Raw genomic sequence first — 16273 nt, forward strand, 5'->3', positions numbered from 1 at the left:
ACACGGACTCGGCACCTCGCAGGAACGGAAATCCCGACCACGGTCCGCACTCGCAGAAGATCGCGAACGGCCGATGCTCGCGCGGTGGCCGTGTCGGGCCGGCGGATCGTGCTGTCGCGGTTGCCCTACCTCGCCGTGTCGAGGTGCTCGCCTTCGTACTGCTGCCACCGGTGATCGACCGCCGTGAACAGCCCAGGTCGCGGCCTTGGCCGCCCAATCTCGACCGTCCGCCCGCTCACCCCAGCGTCTTCACCCTGGGCGAGGCCGTGATGTCGCTGGATCTGACCGACGGCGGCGGCGCGGCGACCTTCAACTCTCCTTGCTTCCTCGTGATCTACGCGGCCGCGGCGTTGTCCCGCTCCAGTGCCGCGCACAGCCAGTCGTCCGCGGAGCCCGGTGTCGGTTCCGGCCTGCCGCCCGGCGGCGTGAGCACCACGGCCGTCAACTCCCAGTACCGGTCCAGGCGCGGCTCAGCGGCGAGCCGGGCGGCCAGCAGCCGGCGGAACCCGCGGCTGTCGCGGCTGTCGTACGCACTCGCGTAGGCGGCCACGTAGGCGTCCAGTGCCTCACCCGGGTACGGATCCCGTGCCCGCCGCACCTGGGGGCCCGCGAGCTCGTACGCCTCGGCGAGACCCGCGTACAGCGCGGCCGCCCCGTGACCCCCGGCCACGCGGTGCACCTCCGGCTGGGGCTGTCGGCCACCCGGGCAGGGAGCCGTCGTCATCGCATGCAGCCGGGCGAAGGCGAGCACCTGCGCCGGGTCCGGCTCGTCGGGCGGCTGCGGAACGGCCAACTCCAGGAACGCCGACGTCGCCCGGGCCGGCATCCGCGGCGGCAGCCAGGCTCGCCAGAACCGGGCCAGTGGCGCCGTGCTCGGCGGGACATTCACCGCGCCGACCAGGCGCAGCCGGTCCGCCCGCTCGACGGGCGGGCACTCCCGCACCAGCCGCAACGCCGCCTCCCGCCAGCGCAACGCCCGCACCTCACTGCCCAGTTCACGCAGACGACCCGCGACGGCGTCCTCCAGCACCCGACCCGCCGCGCCGTCGTCCTCGATGACCCGGCGTACCTCTGGCAGGGGCAGACCGAGGGTCCGCAGGGAGCGGATCAGTCGCAGCCGCTCCAGCGCCGAAGGGCCGTAGCGGCGGTGCCCGCCTCCGCTACGGGAAGCCTCGGGCAGCAGACCACGGTCGGAGTAGAAGCGGACGGTCTTCACGGTGACGCCCGCACGTTCGGCGAGCTCACCGATGCTCCAGACAACCTCGTGCGACGACAGTTGAACCTCCCTCTGGGGGAGTTCCTACGGTACCGGCGTTGCGCGGCCCGGGCCTACGTCCGGGTTCGCGGACCTCGGCGTACGCGAACGGCGTGACGTCAGGTGGCGACTCAAGGAGACAGTCATGGCCGTGTTCATCATGGTGGCGGGCGTGTTCACCGGCGCCGGTGTCTGGCAGGAGACAGCCGCGCGGCTGTCGGCGGCGGGCGGCGAGGTGCACGCGGTCCCGCTCACCGGAGTCGACGCGGGCCGGCCCGCCGCGTCGGCCCGCGTCGGTCTGGAGACGCACATCGCGGACGTGATCGCGGTGATCGACGCGGTGGGCGTGGTGTCCGGACGGGAGATCGTGCTCGTCGGCCACGACTACGGCATCCATCCGGTGCTCGGTGCCGCCGACCGGCGGCCTCAGCATGTCGCCCGCGTCGTGTACCTGGACTGCGGAATGCCGCAGGACGGAGTCCCGGCCCTGGCCGCCGTACCGGACCAGATCCTCCGTGCGGAGCTGACCGACCGGGCTCAACGCGGCGAGGTCGAGGGCGAGTTGGCCCCGCCGTCGAGAGACGAGTGGCAACGCTGGGGCAGTACGGCCGGCCTCTCGGCCGCGGCACTGGAGCGGCTCACGGCCCTTGCCGCGCCGCAGCCGCTGGGCACCTTGCTCCAGCCGCTGCGACTGACGGGGGCGCTGGCCGCGGTTTCCACCACCGGGGTGCTGTGCACCCGTAACGGTGTCGGCGTCGACGTGTTGCAACAGCGCGTCGATCTCGGCGACCCGGCGATGGCGGCCCTCACCGACCCCCAGGTCACCTTCTTCGAACTGCCCACCGGCCACTGGCCGATGTTGTCCTGCCCCGCCGCACTGGCGGACGTCCTGCTGCGGGCCGCGGCCGGGGAGGGGCGCCACCTGCGACCGTTCGACGCCTCTGCAACTCCCGCCCACCTGCGGCCGTTCCCGCTGGAGATGCCCGAACTGCCCCGTGACCGCAGGGAACATGTCGACCTGTACGTCCCGGACGCCGAGGGCCCGCGACCGGCCGTCGTCTTCGTGCACGGCGGCCCTGTGCCGTCCGGGGCCACGCCGACCCCGCGCGACTGGCCGACCCTGGTGGGATACGCCCGCCTCGCGGCCGCCGAGGGCGTGATCGGCGTGACCCTCGACCACCGGCTGCACGATGTCGGCGACTTCGAACGCGCCGCCGCGGACGTCACCGCCGCCCTGGAACTGGTGCGGGCCGATCCCCGGGTGGACGCCGACCGGATCGCCCTGTGGTTCTTCTCCGGCGGCGGACCGCTCACCGCGGACTGGCTGAGGCACCCCCCTGCCTGGCTGCGCTGCCTGGCCGCCTCCTACCCGATCCTGGCGCCACCGCCCAACTGGGGGCTGACCGGCAGCCGGTTCCACCCGGTCCGGGCGGTCACGCAAGCGGGCGCCCTCCCCATCGTCCTGCTGCGCGCGGGGCGTGAGACACCCGAGATCGCCGCCACCGTGGAGGCGTTCGTGACCGCAGCCAAGAACTGCGGGGCACACCTGGAACTGGTCGACGTACCGGACGGCCACCACGGCTTCGAGACCCTCGACCCCACCGAGGAGACGCGCCTCGCCCTGCGCCACGCGATGCGCTCGGTGGTGGCCCGCCTGACCTCCTGACGCCGTACGGTGCGCATCCGCTGAATCGTCCCCGACCCGTGCGGCGGACTCCGCCGGTCGCTGCGACCGGCCGGCCCCGACCAGCCGCCGCACTTACCCCTCCCGACGTCCAGACCTCACCCCAACTGTGCGCGGTGTGAGGGAGCTTGGTGACGACGGACAGGCATGACCTGTCGATGGCGGGTAACCCGAAAGAGGCTGAAAGGGCCACAGGTAACGTACGGCGACATTTCGGGAGAAAAGTTATGACGAGCTACAGCGGAAGCGGTGCGCAGCGGACGAGCCGGACCAGCGGTCTGGCGGTCGCGGGACTGGTCTGCGGCATCGTCGGCCTGTTCATCCTGCCGATCGTCCTGGGACCGCTGGCGATCGTTTTCGGTGCCGTCGCACTGCGTCAGACCGCGAGCGCGATGCCCAAGTGGGACATCGGCCTGGGTGTGGCCGACCTCGTGCTCATGGTCGTGATGTTCGTCGTCGCCGCGAACAACGGCGGCAGTGTCTTCTGGCACGTCGGCTGACCCAGCCCGCACATCAGGCATCCACTGCCTCACGGCTCCAGGTCACCGCGCCCACGCCGCCCCGCTCGGGGGCCGCGTGGGCGCGGTGCCGAGGTCCGGCCGAATGCAGGGGTCGTCCGTGTGGAGGACGACCGGTCGGCACGATCGGAGGGCCTGCCCGCACGAGCCCGGGGTACCCGGTTCCTGCACGCATCCAAGCGGACGACGGCAAGGGAAGTGAAGACACAGTGGCAGTCAAAGCCATGGGCTGGGCGCACTCGTTCGCGGTGTCGGGAGGCGTGCGGGCCGGACGGCAGTGGACACGCAACCATCTCAGGTCCCTGCCATGGGCCGCCGAAGAACCCGACACGGCTGACGCGGTCGTCCTCTGCGTGTCCGAACTGCTCACCAACGCCCACGTTCACGCCCACAGCGACGCCCATCTCGTCCTCACCTGGGACGGTGACTGCCTGCACGTGAGCGTCCACGACGAGGACCCCACCCTGCCCCGGCAGCGCGACCCGGGGACCGGCGCGACGTCCGGACGGGGAATGGGCATCGTACGGACCCTCGCTGACGACTGGAGCATGAAGTGCCAGCGGCACGGCAAGACCGTGACCGCATGCTTCCGCCCTGCCGCCGCCCACCGGGAGACGGAGGGCCCGGCGAGCGCGCCGGCCCGCCCGGCCGAATAGGGAAGCTGGGCGAATGCCGGTTCCGCCCGGTGCGAGAGCCGGGCGGTGCGACGGTGGGTGCGGGCTTCACAGGCTGCGGTCATCCGCGATACCTGTCGACAACGAGCACGTCACTCACGGCCACTGCGTCCGAGCCTTGCCTGCGCCGGTGACCGGCCTTGGGAGACAGCCCGGGCCGCGTGGCCGACTCCCCCGGCTCGCGGGGGCCCCTCGGAGGGAGCCCCCGCTCTGCCTCGGGTCAGGGCAGGGTCCATCTCTGGTTGGCGGCGGCGTGGCAGGTCCACAGGTGGACCGCGGTACCGTCGTTCCACGTACCGCCGGACGCGTCAAGGCACTTGCCGGACTGCGGGTTGCGGACCGTGCCGTCGGACTGGGCGGCCCAGCTCTGCGCGCCCGAACCGTTGCAGGTCCACAGCTGGATCTTCGTCCCGTCGGCGGCGGCTCCCCCGGAGACATCGAGACACTTGCCCAACGCCCGCAAGGTGCCGTCGCCGGAGACCGTCCACTTCTGGGCCGCCGATCCGTTGCACGTCCAGATCTGCACCTTGGTGCCATCGGCGGTCTGGGCGTTGTCGATGTCCAGGCACTTGCCGTTCACCCCCTTCACCTCACCCGAACGGGTTCCCGGATCCTGCCCGCCGCCCCGCTTGACGCGGATGTTGCGGAACGAGACGTCGTCCCCGTCCCCGTGGTTCTGGAGACCGATGTATCCCTGTCGAAGGCTCCGTACGGGATCGGTGTTGGTGAAGTCGTTGATCTTCCGCCCGTTGAGGAAGATCTCCAACCGTTCCCCGGTGACCCGGAGTTCGTAGGTGTTCCACTCACCCGGTGGGTTCAGCGCGGAATCCCGCGCGGCCAGGTCGGCGGACTGGAAGCCGTACACGGCGCCCGTGGTGCGGTCGGCGGTGTCGGTGGAGTCGATCTGGATCTCGTAGCCGTTGTTCACCGCCGACCACGGGTCGTCGGAGGACGGGAAGCCGATGAAGACACCGGAGTTGTCGTCCCCGGCCATCCGCCAGTCGAGCTTGAGGGAGTAGTCACCGGTGAACTCCTCGGCGCTGTACCAGAACAGCCCCATCCCGCCCACGGAGCTGAGTGTGCCGTCCGCGAGGCTGAACCGCCCCGGACCGGCCTGCTTCCAGCCGCTGGTGGACGAGCCGTCGAACAGCGGCGTGTAACCGGTCTCCGGGCGGCAGTCCGCGTCGGTCATGCCGGCCGCCCAGCGGATACCGCCGAGGAGGTGCCGCCGGAAGGCCGGATCGGCGTACGACTCGTCGGTGTGGCCGCCGCCGGTGTAGAAGGCCCGCCCGCCTTGGTAGTCCTTGCACCAGGCGATCGGGTGGTCGCCGGACATGTTCCCGCCCGAGTAACTGGACTCGTCGAGCGAGGCCAGGACGTGAGCGGTGGTGCGCGGGTTGGTGCGGTAGTTGTACCACTCGTCCGTGCGCTGCCAGGAGGAACCCAGGTGCGCGGTGGCGTCGTGCGCCCGGTCCTCCACCTTCACGGTCGCGGACTGGATGGCCGGGTGCGAGTGGAACAGCGCCCCGGCCAGACCCTCGTAGAAGGGCCAGTCGTACTCGGTGTCGGCGGCGGCGTGGATGCCGACGTACCCGCCGCCACCCCTGACGTACTGCTCGAAGGCCGTCTGCTGGGCGGCGTTCAGCACGTCGCCCGTCGTCGACAGGAAGACGACGCTCTTGTACTGGGCGAGGTTGCCCGTGGTGAAGGCCTGCGCGTCCTCGGTCGCGTCCAGGGTGAAGTTGTTCGCGGTGCCCAGGGCGCGCAGGGCGGCGATGCCGTCGTCGATCGAGTCGTGGCGGAAACCCGCCGTCTTGGAGAAGACGAGAATCCTGTACGCCGGGTCGGCCGCCGCGAGCGGCCGTGCTTCAGCGGTCACGGAACCGGTGGCTGACTGGCTCACCGCGCCGGGCAGCGCCGTGGCCTGCGACGACAGGCACAGCGTGGCGCCGACGAACAGACCGAGGGCCGCCTTCAGGTAAGTACGCATGGTCGGTCTCCTCCCTCCTATGGCAGGGTCCATCTCTGGTTGGCCTCGGCGTGGCAGGTCCACAGGTGGACCGCGGTACCGTCGTTCCACGTACCGCCGGACGCGTCAAGGCACTTGCCGGACTGCGGGTTGCGGACCGTGCCGTCGGACTGGGCGGCCCAGCTCTGCGCGCCCGAACCGTTGCAGGTCCACAGCTGGATCTTCGTCCCGTCGGCGGCGGCTCCCCTGGAGACGTCGAGACACTTGCCCAACGCCCGCAAGGTGCCGTCGCCGGAGACCGTCCACTTCTGGGCCGCCGATCCGTTGCACGTCCAGATCTGCACCTTGGTGCCATCGGCGGTCTGGGCGTTGTCGATGTCCAGGCACTTGCCGTTCACCCCCTTCACCTCACCCGAACGGGCACTGCCGCCCGAGGTGGTGAAGGAGAACTCGTCCAGGTCGAAGAGCGCGCCGCTGCCGCCCTTGAAGGCGAGGTACAGGGATGTGGAGCCGGTGGGCTGGTTGCTCAGGCCGGCTGTCACGTCCTGGAAGGTCTCCCACCCGCCGGTCACCGGCACGGTCGCCGTGCCGAGCAGGGTGCCGGTCGCGGAGCCGGTGCGGACCTCGATGGTGCCGCCCGCGCCGGCGGAGGAGACCCGGGCGGTGAACCGGGTCGCGTTGCCGAGGGCATACGGCTGGAACGAAATCCAGTCGCCGTTCTCGATGTCGCCGACCGTCTTCCCGCCGTGTGCGGGACCGTGGGAGATGACATCGACGCCGGCGGAGGCTTTGTAGTGCTCGCCCTGCCGGTGGCTGGGCTGAAGGACGTGCTGGTCGTGCGAGGTCAGCGCGGGCTGGCCGCCGGCACCCCTGTCGGTGTACTCGGCGTCGATCACACCGAAGATGTTGGCGTTGGGGTCGTGCTCGCCGTCCGCCAAGGTCTGCAGGGTGCCGCTGCATCCGGTGGTCGAGGTCTGCGGGTGGCCGTGGCTGTCGTGTCCGACGATGAAGGTGACCTTCACCTTCGTGCAATCGCTGGTGCCGTCCTCGGGGTCGGTCACCGTCACCTTGAACGGGATGGCGTCGCCGAAGTCGTGGATGCTTCCGTCCAGGGGCAGGTCCAGCTTCACCGTGGGCGCGGTGTTCCCCACCGTGATCTGCACGGAGGCCGTGGCGGACTTGCCGGTGGTGTCCGTGACCTTCAGCGTGGCCGTGTACTGGCCGTTGGTCGTGTAGGTGTGGGAGGGGTTGGCGGCGGTGGAGGTGGCACCGTCGCCGAAGTTCCAGGCATGGCTGAGGGCGTCACCGTCCGGGTCGGTGCTGCCGGCGGAGGAGAACGCGACGGCCAGGGGCGTTCTGCCCGAGGTGACGTCGGCCTTCGCCTGCGCGGTCGGGGCTAGCCCGTCGGTGACGTGCTCGATCCGGTACAGGGCGGAGTTCTCGTCGCCGCTGAAGTAGCCGGTTCCGTAGTCGAGGACGTACAGGGCGCCGTCGGGGCCGAAGGCCATGTCCATCACCTGGGTGCCGGCCCAGGGGAACGGATTGATGGACTGCACGGCGCCGTCGGTACCGGCCTCGATGCGCTTGATCCAGCGGCGGCCGAACTCCCCGGCGAAGAAGTCACCGTCGAACTCCTGTGGGAACTTCACCTCGGAGGTGGAGGCGGCGTCGTACCGGTAGACCGGGCCGCCCATCGGCGACTCCGAGCCGTTGCCGAACTCCGGGACGGACGCGCCGTCGTAGGGGATCCAGGCGGGCTGGACGGGAGGCAGGTCGGTCAGTCCGGTATTGCGCGGCGAATTGTTCTTGGGCGCCGCGCAGTTGAAGGCGGACCCGGAGGTACCGGTGGCGAAGTCGTAGTCGATGTAGGCGTCGTTGTCACCGGTGCAGTACGGCCAGCCGAAGTTGCCGGCCTTGGTGATCCGGTTGAACTCCACCTGCCCGCCGGGTCCGCGCGTGGGGCTGGCGGTGCCGGCGTCGGGGCCGTAGTCGCCGAGGTAGACGGTGCCCGTGGGCTTGTCGACGCTCATACGGAAGGGATTGCGGAAGCCCATCGCGTAGATCTCGGGGCGGGTCTTCGCGGTACCGGGCGCGAAGAGGTTGCCGCTCGGGATCGCGTACGATCCGTCGGCGTTCACCTTGATCCGCAGAACCTTGCCCCGCAGGTCGTTGGTGTTGCCCGCCGAACGCTGGGCGTCGAAGGCGGGATTGCGGGTGGCACGCTCGTCGATCGGGGTGTAGCTGTCCGAGGCGAACGGGTTGGTGTCGTCGCCCGTGGACAGGTACAGGTTCCCGGCCGCGTCGAAGTCGATGTCGCCCCCCACGTGGCAGCAGATGCCGCGGGAGGCCGGCACGTCGAGGATCTTCTTCTCGCCGGCGAGGTCCAGGGTGCCGTCGGTCCTCAGGACGAACCGCGACAGCCGATTGACCCCGTCGAACGGGGTGAAGTCGGCGGCCGTGCCGTCCGCGGGGGCGTCACCGGCCGGGGTGCTGAGCTTGGGCGCGTAGTAGAGGTAGATGTACCGGTTGGTCGCGAAGCCGGGGTCCACGGCGACGCCCTGCAGCCCTTCCTCGTCATGGCTGTAGACGTCCAGCTTGCCCGCGACCGAGGTGGTCCCCACGGCGTTCGTCAGCCGGATCGTGCCGTCCCGGGCGGTGTGCAGGACCGAGCGGTCCGGCAGTACCGCGAGGGTCATCGGCTCCCCCGTCTCGGCCACGCCCTTCGCCAGCGTGACCTGCTGGTACTCGACGGGGGCCGCCTTCGGACCGTCGGCCGGATCCGCCTGCTGTGCGGCGGCCGGGGCGATCGGGAGCAGACAGCCGACGGCGCAGGCCATGGCGGTCAGTAAGTGACGGACACGTCTGTGTCCGAGCGGTTTTTTGCGCACAGAGGTCTCCCAGAGTGGGGTGGGATGACGACAGCCCTCGCCGGACTGCCAAGCGGTGCACAGGCGCGCGCCGTCGCGCCGTCCATCCCGGCCACAGCAGCGCTATGACCGGTTCATTTCAAAGAAGTTAGCGACCTTTGTAAATCTCCGTAACCCACCGAGCACAACTTCCCAAGACTTTTTCCCCATCGGAGACAAAGTCGAGTTCCTGCGGATGAGGGAGGCGTCCCGAAGGGCACGTCCGGCCAGGGGTGCGGACACCTCGTTCAGCCACCTACGGCCCGCAGGTGAGCGCGGCGGTTGCCCCGCTCCCCTGCGGGCCGCGGTCGAAGCTGCCGGCCCGGCACCGATCCGAGTTCGTTTACCATTCAAACAAGCACACGGGTGTCGTCACCCCGGTCGGCACCAATGGCTCGCGTCGTCAGGCATCGCTGCGCGATCCGTCGGCTTCCTCACGGCGTGCCGAAGAGCGTGCACTCGGAGGTTCCACTCGAGGTCCCGCACTCCGTGTCCTGCTCGCCGGTGATACGGAGAACACGGGACGCTTCGCGCGGACGCTGATCGTCATCGACGAGAACGTCCGCGCCCCCGCGAGGGACGGTCGGCCCCGCGAGGGCACGTGACAGTGGGATGCCGTAGTCCTGCTGCGCCTCACCTGGCTGTGACCCACCTCACGGGAACTGGCCCGGTACAACCGACAGGTACCTGCGTGAAGCAATCCTTGCGAGCTCGTCTGCGAGCCGGCGATCCAGAAGCCTTCCGCCAGCTGTACCAGGAACTGGGCCAGGCGATCTACGCCCACGCCTACCGGGCCACGGGTGACTGGTCGGCGGCCGAGGACGCCGTGTCGTTGACGTTCCTGGAAGTGTGGCGGCTGCGGGAGCGGCTGGAGGAGGGCGACGACAGCGTCCGCCCCTGGGTCTACGGCATCGCCACCAACGTCCTGCGCAACCGCGGCCGCGCGGCGCGCAAACACCAGCAGACCCTGGCCCGCTTCCCCACACCGGAGACGGTCCCGGACTTCGCCGACGAAGTCGCCGATCGCATCGACGACGGTGAAAGACTCGCCGCCGCCAGAGCGGCGGTGGGCAGGCTGCGCCGCGGGGACCGCGACGTGTTCATGCTGTGCGTCTGGTCCGACCTCAGCTACGCCGCGGCCGCCGAGGCCCTGGGCATCCCGGTCGGCACCGTCCGCTCCCGCCTGTCCCGCGCACGGGGGCGTCTGCTCAAACTGACCGAGCAGGAACTGAAGCGCGGGAAAAAAAGAGTGGAACCCCCCGCACCCGTCCGACAGATACAGGGCGACCGCACACCCGCGGTCCGGTCGATACAGGAGAAAGCCCGATGAACGCTCCGAAGCACGGTCACGAGGTCGAGCGCCAGGAGCTGTCCCACCTGCTGCCGCGCCCCGGCACACCAGGTCTCTCTCCCGCCCGGTCTCAACGTCTCGAGGAATATCTGATGCAGGAAGTCACCCAGACCGGCGCGCAGACGCAGCCGTCTCCCGCAGCCAAGCGCGGCATGCCGCGCTGGAGCCTGATCGCCGCCCCCGCCGCGGCACTGGCTGTCGCCGCGGCCGTCGCCGTCAGCGTCACCGGCTCCGGCACCGGACCCACTGACGACAGTGTGGCGATGTCATCGGTCATCACCGTGCAGCCCGCCTCGGCCCACGGCGCCACCGCTTTCCTCAGCCAGGTCGCGGACGCGGCCGGCAAGCAGAAGACCCCGACCGTCGGCGCCCACCAGTTCATCTACGTCAAGAGCAAGGTCGGCTTCACCCACCAGGTCAAGCAGCGCACCATCGGCGGCCCGGCCAAGCTCGACGCCGTCCACCAGCGCCAGGTGTGGCTGGCCGCCGACCCCTCCAAGAACGGCCTCATCCACGAGGGCGGCCAGAACACCACCATCCACAACAGCGGCCCCGGCATCGTCAACCCCCACGCAGCAGCGCAGCCCCCGAGGCCGGGCACCGTCCCCCAGATCGCCTCCCTGTCCACCAACCCCGACACCCTGCTGAAGCAGATCTACACCGCCACCCGCGGCCAGGCCCCCGGCAAGGACGCGGCCGCGTTCAACTGGGTCGGCGACACCGTGTCCGAGTCGATCGTCCCCGGAAACGTGGCCTCCGCGATCTGGCGGGCCGCCGCGAAGATCCCCGGCGTCGTCCTCGTCAAGGACGCCACCGACGCGGCCGGCCGCCACGGCGAAGCCATCGCCCACGTCTCCAACGGCGAACGCACCGAATACATCTTCGACCGCAACACCCACCTGTTCCTCGGCGAGCGCAGCTACCTCGTCAAGGACACCCCGGAGGGCAAGGCAGGCATGCTCACCGGCACCAGCGCGATACTCTCCCGCGCCGTCGTGAACAAGATCGGCGACCTGCCCGCAGGCGCCCGCGCCTGACCCCACGCACCATCCCAACCGCCCGGCCGCTGACCACCACTCAGCAGCCGGGCGGCCCTCATCCCCCAACCGGCGCCAACACGGCCGGGCTTGAGGAGAGGCACCGTCGTCCGACGGGCGGCAAGGGCTCGTCGGTGGCGAAGGGCCACAGCCACGCAGGTGAGGTGGTGGCACCGGTGTGCCTGAACAGGGCCGGTCCGGCGAGGCGACACGAGTTCTCCGCCCGGTTCGGTTCAATCGTCGGCCCGTTCCCGGCTCAGCCGTGCGGGGACTCGGGCACGGTGATCACCGGGCATTCCGCCCGGTGCAGCAGGCCATGCACCACCGACCCCAGTCTCATTCCGGAGTACCCCCCGCGCCCGTGCCTGCCGACGACGACCAGACGGGCGCCGACCGAAGCGAGAGCCAGTTCCTCCACCGGGTGGCCGCGAAGCACTTCACGGGTGATCTTCACATCGGGGTATTGCTCCGCCCATCCCGCCACTGTCTCGGACAGGATGCGTCGCCGCTCTCCAAGCCCCACCGCCTCGTCACCGAAGGGCACAACGGGCCGCCGCCACACCCACACCGCCCGCAGCTCAGCGCCATGCAGCGCGGCCTCTTCCACAGCGAACTCGACGGCGGCTCCGGAAGGTTCGCTGCCGTCGACTCCTACCACGAGATAAGGATGCCGCTCGCCCGCATGCTCCGGCCCCCTGACCACGACTACCGGGCAGTCCGCCTTGGCGCTGACCGGAACCGCCACCGAGTCCCCGCTGAAGAGCTCCTCCGGCCGGCTGAGCCGACGAGACCCGACGACGATGATCCGGGCCTGCGCCGCCATCTGGCAGAGCACCGCGTATGGCATGCCGTCGAGCAGTTCCGTCGCCAGAGGTACGTCCGCGTGCAGCGCCTCAACTGCGGCGGCCGCCTCGGCGAGCGCGTTTTCCCCCTGGGCCCGGAGCATCGTGCGACGCCAGGGTGTGTCGATGTGCTGTCCTCCGGGCAGGGGCGGCACCGCCACCACCAGTCGCAGGGGCAGCCGCCTACGGACAGCCTCGTCGACCGCCCAGGCGAGCACCGGATCGGGCCGCTCGCGCGGGTCGATCCCGACGATCACCTCATTGCGTACAGCGGTGTTCTTCATCGCTCCTCCTGCCGCCTCATGCCGTCATGGGGAATAAAACGCGACAAATGACCCCAGTATCGCCAAAGAACTCCTCAGCCATGGCCCTTTCGGTAATGCGTGGACCGAGCGCACATTCACGCTCCGGCCACACGAGAGCATGGGCCGGCAAACCTGTGTCCCCGATGCCGAAGGTCTTGCATGTGACCTGTCCCGTTCCATCCTTTGCCTGAACAGGCTCGCCCGCCGCCGCACGCGGGCGACCTCCCCGGCCCCCGAAACGCGGGATGGGAGTCCAAAGACGGACGACTCGTCGATGCCTTCCGCGGTCGTGGTGGGGTGCCGACACCGCCCAGTACCCGTCCGAAGCCCTGCCGGTTCTGTTCCCCACCACGGTCCACGAAGACCGGGCAAGGCGCCCGGGCGGCCACCGCAACGCTGACCGACCGCAGCAGCGACCCGCCGGTGGTGCGGTGGTGGGGACCCTGGGTCACTGAGGCTTCACGGGCATGCTGCTGCGCTCGGTCAACCAAGGTGTGCTGCACCACGCCCGCAGTTCCGTCGATTCCGGCGTGCGGAGTCCGGGGCGTGAGCGGAGGACATGGGAAGTCCACTCGGCCCCGCTTCGGACCCAGTCGGCCCATGTCATGGGGTGAGGTCGGCGCACAGGCTGGAGAAGGCGTTCCGAGCGAGAACCTCGGCCCGAAGTCCGAGTGAAGACGGGCTCCCATGGCCGAGGTCGGCACACCCAGCAGCGAAGGGAAGCCACCGTGACCACACAGCCTCTGGACAGGGACACCGTATCCGCACTCGTTGCGGCGGCCGCGGCTGCGCCCTCGCTGCACAACGCACAGCCATGGCGGTTCCGCTTCGTGCGCGCGGACGCCGACCTGCGCCTCTACTCCGACCTGGAGCGATCCCTGCCGCGCACCGACCCGGACGGGCGCGGCCTGCATCTCGGCTGCGGCGCCGCGCTCTTCAATCTGCGTGTGGCCGCCGCGGCGGCGGGGCTGGGGCCGGTCCTCCGCCTGCTGCCCGACCCGGGCCATACAGACTTGCTCGCCGAAGTGGACCTGCGCGGCTCCGCACCACCCGACGAGACGCTCATCCCACTGCACCCGGCAATTTCCCGCCGTCATTCCAGCCGTCTGCCTTTCCGTGACGAGGAAATCCCCACCGCCCTGATGGAGCGACTGTGCGAAGCGGCCCACGTCGAAGGCGCTCAGCTGCTGTTCCCCGGCGCCTGGCATGTGAGGTCCATCTTGGAACTGGTGCAGGATGCCGAGGGCCGGGAGGCTCTGGACCCAGGCGTCCGCGGTGAGACGGCCCAGTGGGCGCGAACGGAACCGCCACCCCCCGGAGGAGCACCCCAAGGCGTCCCTGTCGAGGCTTTCGGCCCCGTCCCACGCGTCACCACGGTGCCGGTACGCGACTTCGCGGCCGGCCGACCGATGCCGGGCCGCGCCTGGGTGTCATTCGAGGAGAACCCGCACATCGCTCTGCTGGGCACGGCCTGCGACAGACCCACGGACTGGCTGCGCGCGGGCCAGGCACTGGAGCGGGTTCTGCTCCAGGCCACGGCTGACGGGTTGGTCGCCTCGGTCACCTCCCAGCCTCTGGAATGGCCGGAACTCAGGTGGGCGGCTCGTGACCCTCTCTCGGCCATGGCCCATGTGCAGATGGTGGTCCGGCTCGGCTACGGCCCCGAAGGCCACGCCAGCCCGCGGAGACCGGTCGCCGAACTGCTCGACATCCTTTGAAGCGGGCGTCTGACGCACTGGAAGAGGCAGGCCGGGCGGGCCCCGCGGCCGTACCCTGCGCCGCAGCGCACGACGGGCAACCCGACGACGAGGAGGAGGGACTGTATGAAGGTCTCAGAACTCATGACCGCTCCGCCGGTCTCCGTCGCGCCTAACGTTTCCCTGCTCGAGGTGATCCAGCGGATGACAGAGTCCGCCATCGGCTCCGTCCTCGTCGTGGAGGACGGCACATTGCGTGGCATCGTCACCGACCGCGACGTCGTCGTCCGCGGAATGGGCAACGGGCTGAGCCAGGAGACACGCGTGGGCGCGGTGATGTCGTCACGAGTGCACACGGTCGACGCGTCCGACGACCTCCAAGTGGCCTACCGCGCGTTTCGCCGCACCGGCGTGCGCCGTCTCCCGGTCCTCGACGGGGGCCGGGTAGCCGGGGTACTGACGATCGACGACCTGCTTCTGGACGTCTTCCGACGACTGGCCGACCTGCTCGGGCCGATCGCCATGAGCGTGCTTCACGAACAGGCCGGACCGCCAGCGGTGGTAGGGGCCCGGGGTGAGCCCTGACGGGGTCGAACGGGAAGCCATCTCGTATCGCACGCCCGGGGCGACGCGCTGGCCCGACCCCGGCCCGCCGTCGGACGGCGCGGCTCTGGCCACCGGCCCCCCCTGCCCCCCGTCTCTCCGACCCGTCAGACCCGACCGTCCAGTCCCTGCCCGTCTCGGATGTCTTCCCCGCCCTCGACGGTTCCCCGCGTGGCCTCACGCACGGCGAGGCCACCACTCGGCCGACCCGCTACGGCCGCGACGAACTGCCTCGCGTGCGTCAGGCTCATCTTTGGCAACGGCTGATCGCACAGTTCACCGACCTCTTCGCGGTGGTACTACTCGTCTCCTCGGCGATCACCTTCTTCGCCTACGGGCTGGAGCGGCCCCGGGATCCGGCCACGATCCATCTGGTGTGCCAGAAGAAGAGGGCTGTCCCGGGCGCCCGACTCCGATCACGGTGCCTCGGGTCGCACGATCACGACCGGGCATTCCGCGTGCTGGGACACACGCTCGCTGACGGAACCGAGCAGGGCGCGGGCGAACGCGCCCCTCCCCCGGCTCCCCACCACCAGGGCGTCCGCACCCTCTGCAGCCCGCAGCAGGATCTCGGCAGGGTTGCCGTGCACCAAACGTGTCCTGACCGACCCGGCCGCATCCACGCCCAGCACGTCGGTCAGTTCCTTCTGCATCCGCTGCCTGGCATCGTCCTCGTCGACCTCCACGTCCACGGCAGGCGCCGACCAGCCGTACAGCCCCGGCAACTCCCATACGGCGACCGCGTCCACGGTTCCGCCCACAAGTCCCGCGTAGCGCACGGCCCATCGCAGGGCGGCGTACGAGGACGTCGATCCGTCGACACCGACCACCACCCTCGGCTCGGAGACATCCATATCCATGTGTCCCACCTCAGCTTTCGTAGCGCGCTGGCCAGTTGGGCCCGCCCCGTTCCCCTTCCCGGGTCCACCGGGCCACGCGGCAGCGGTCGAAGGACCGGCGGGCGGCCCGCCAAGTCCCGTACGCGACCACAACGCCACCGACTGCGATCGCGAAGCCCAGCGCAGCGGCGCCGGCGGTCGCGACGAGATCCCTGGCCGGTGGCCGCGCGGCGACGTCAGGTCGGGCGTCCCGCCACACAGTCGCCTGGGCTCCTCGGGGCAGCCAGGCCCCCACCGGCGCGGTGCCCCGGTGATCGCCCCGCTGGTCGATCCACCTCCCGAGCGCCTGAAATCCGGATCGGGCACCGGCACGGCGACCCGCCGGGCGTGCCTGCCTCGGCAGCCGGCCCGTGTCCGAAGGGTGCCCCGCCACCTGCGCCCGCCGCGCATGTGCACAGTGGCTGTACCCAGCGCCCTCGGTACCCACCGTCGCCACGTACAGCACCACGAGGGCGACTCCCTGGTTGTCGTACCGGCCGGTGGTTCGATAACCGAGGATGTGCGGTATCCGCATAGCACGGGCCTCCGCTCCG

The 16273-nt window shown here is 70.4% G+C and carries 12 protein-coding genes and 1 pseudogene; 8 read left to right on the forward strand and 5 right to left on the reverse strand.

The genetic code is table 11. The features are described from left to right. Window positions 1-334: 334 nt before the first annotated feature. Entirely contained in the window at window positions 335-1276 is a 942-nt protein-coding gene (locus OHB41_RS05610; RefSeq protein ID WP_266705684.1) for a helix-turn-helix domain-containing protein, read from the reverse strand. 124 nt (window positions 1277-1400) lie between these two features. Between OHB41_RS05610 and OHB41_RS05615 the strand changes: the two genes are divergently transcribed. The 3 genes from OHB41_RS05615 (at window position 1401) to OHB41_RS05625 (ending at window position 4113) form a co-directional block, all read left to right on the forward strand. Further along, window positions 1401-2921 (forward strand): alpha/beta hydrolase, encoded by a 1521-nt coding sequence (locus tag OHB41_RS05615; protein WP_266696830.1) that lies wholly within the window; start codon window positions 1401-1403, stop codon window positions 2919-2921. A 245-nt stretch (window positions 2922-3166) separates the two neighbouring features. Continuing rightward, window positions 3167-3439: a hypothetical protein gene (locus OHB41_RS05620; RefSeq protein WP_266696831.1), complete on the forward strand. Its 273-nt coding sequence runs from the start codon at window positions 3167-3169 to the stop codon at window positions 3437-3439. 227 nt (window positions 3440-3666) lie between these two features. Then, complete coding sequence (locus tag OHB41_RS05625; RefSeq protein ID WP_266696832.1) at window positions 3667-4113, forward strand: ATP-binding protein; 447 nt, start codon at window positions 3667-3669, stop codon at window positions 4111-4113. 238 nt (window positions 4114-4351) lie between these two features. Here OHB41_RS05625 and OHB41_RS05630 read toward each other — a convergent pair whose 3' ends face one another. Then, on the reverse strand, window positions 4352-6121 hold the full coding sequence (locus OHB41_RS05630) for a ThuA domain-containing protein (protein ID WP_266696833.1): 1770 nt from the start codon (window positions 6119-6121) through the stop codon (window positions 4352-4354). Window positions 6122-6138: 17 nt separating this feature from the next. After that, window positions 6139-8937, reverse strand: a complete 2799-nt coding sequence (locus tag OHB41_RS05635) for a PQQ-dependent sugar dehydrogenase (RefSeq protein ID WP_266696834.1) — start codon at window positions 8935-8937, stop codon at window positions 6139-6141. Between the two features lie 760 nt (window positions 8938-9697). Here OHB41_RS05635 and OHB41_RS05640 point away from each other — a divergent pair. Further along, the gene (locus OHB41_RS05640) at window positions 9698-10336 is read left to right on the forward strand and encodes an RNA polymerase sigma factor (RefSeq protein WP_266696835.1); all 639 of its coding nucleotides are present in this window, start codon (window positions 9698-9700) and stop codon (window positions 10334-10336) included. Beyond that, a complete protein-coding gene (locus OHB41_RS05645; protein WP_266696836.1) occupies window positions 10333-11394 on the forward strand; it encodes a CU044_5270 family protein in 1062 nt (353 codons plus the stop codon). The genes OHB41_RS05640 and OHB41_RS05645 overlap by 4 nt, the downstream gene beginning before the upstream one ends. Before the next feature lie 256 nt (window positions 11395-11650). On the opposite strand, the gene OHB41_RS05650 is transcribed toward OHB41_RS05645, so the two are convergent. Then, a complete protein-coding gene (locus OHB41_RS05650; RefSeq protein WP_266696837.1) occupies window positions 11651-12520 on the reverse strand; it encodes a universal stress protein in 870 nt (289 codons plus the stop codon). A gap of 749 nt (window positions 12521-13269) precedes the next feature. Here OHB41_RS05650 and OHB41_RS05660 point away from each other — a divergent pair. The 3 genes and pseudogenes from OHB41_RS05660 to OHB41_RS05670 form a co-directional block, all read left to right on the forward strand. Further along, complete coding sequence (locus OHB41_RS05660) at window positions 13270-14259, forward strand: Acg family FMN-binding oxidoreductase (RefSeq protein WP_266696838.1); 990 nt, start codon at window positions 13270-13272, stop codon at window positions 14257-14259. 105 nt (window positions 14260-14364) lie between these two features. Then, window positions 14365-14823, forward strand: coding sequence for a CBS domain-containing protein (locus OHB41_RS05665; protein ID WP_266696839.1), 459 nt, complete (start codon window positions 14365-14367; stop codon window positions 14821-14823). Between the two features lie 146 nt (window positions 14824-14969). Then, window positions 14970-15149 (forward strand): annotated as a pseudogene (locus OHB41_RS05670) (cation-transporting P-type ATPase); the annotation flags it as partial. A gap of 108 nt (window positions 15150-15257) precedes the next feature. Here OHB41_RS05670 and OHB41_RS05675 read toward each other — a convergent pair. Next, a complete protein-coding gene (locus OHB41_RS05675; protein ID WP_266696840.1) occupies window positions 15258-15701 on the reverse strand; it encodes a universal stress protein in 444 nt (147 codons plus the stop codon). Window positions 15702-16273: the final 572 nt, after the last annotated feature.

The sequence above is a fragment of the Streptomyces sp. NBC_01571 genome (genome assembly GCF_026339875.1).
Lineage (GTDB): Bacteria > Actinomycetota > Actinomycetes > Streptomycetales > Streptomycetaceae > Streptomyces.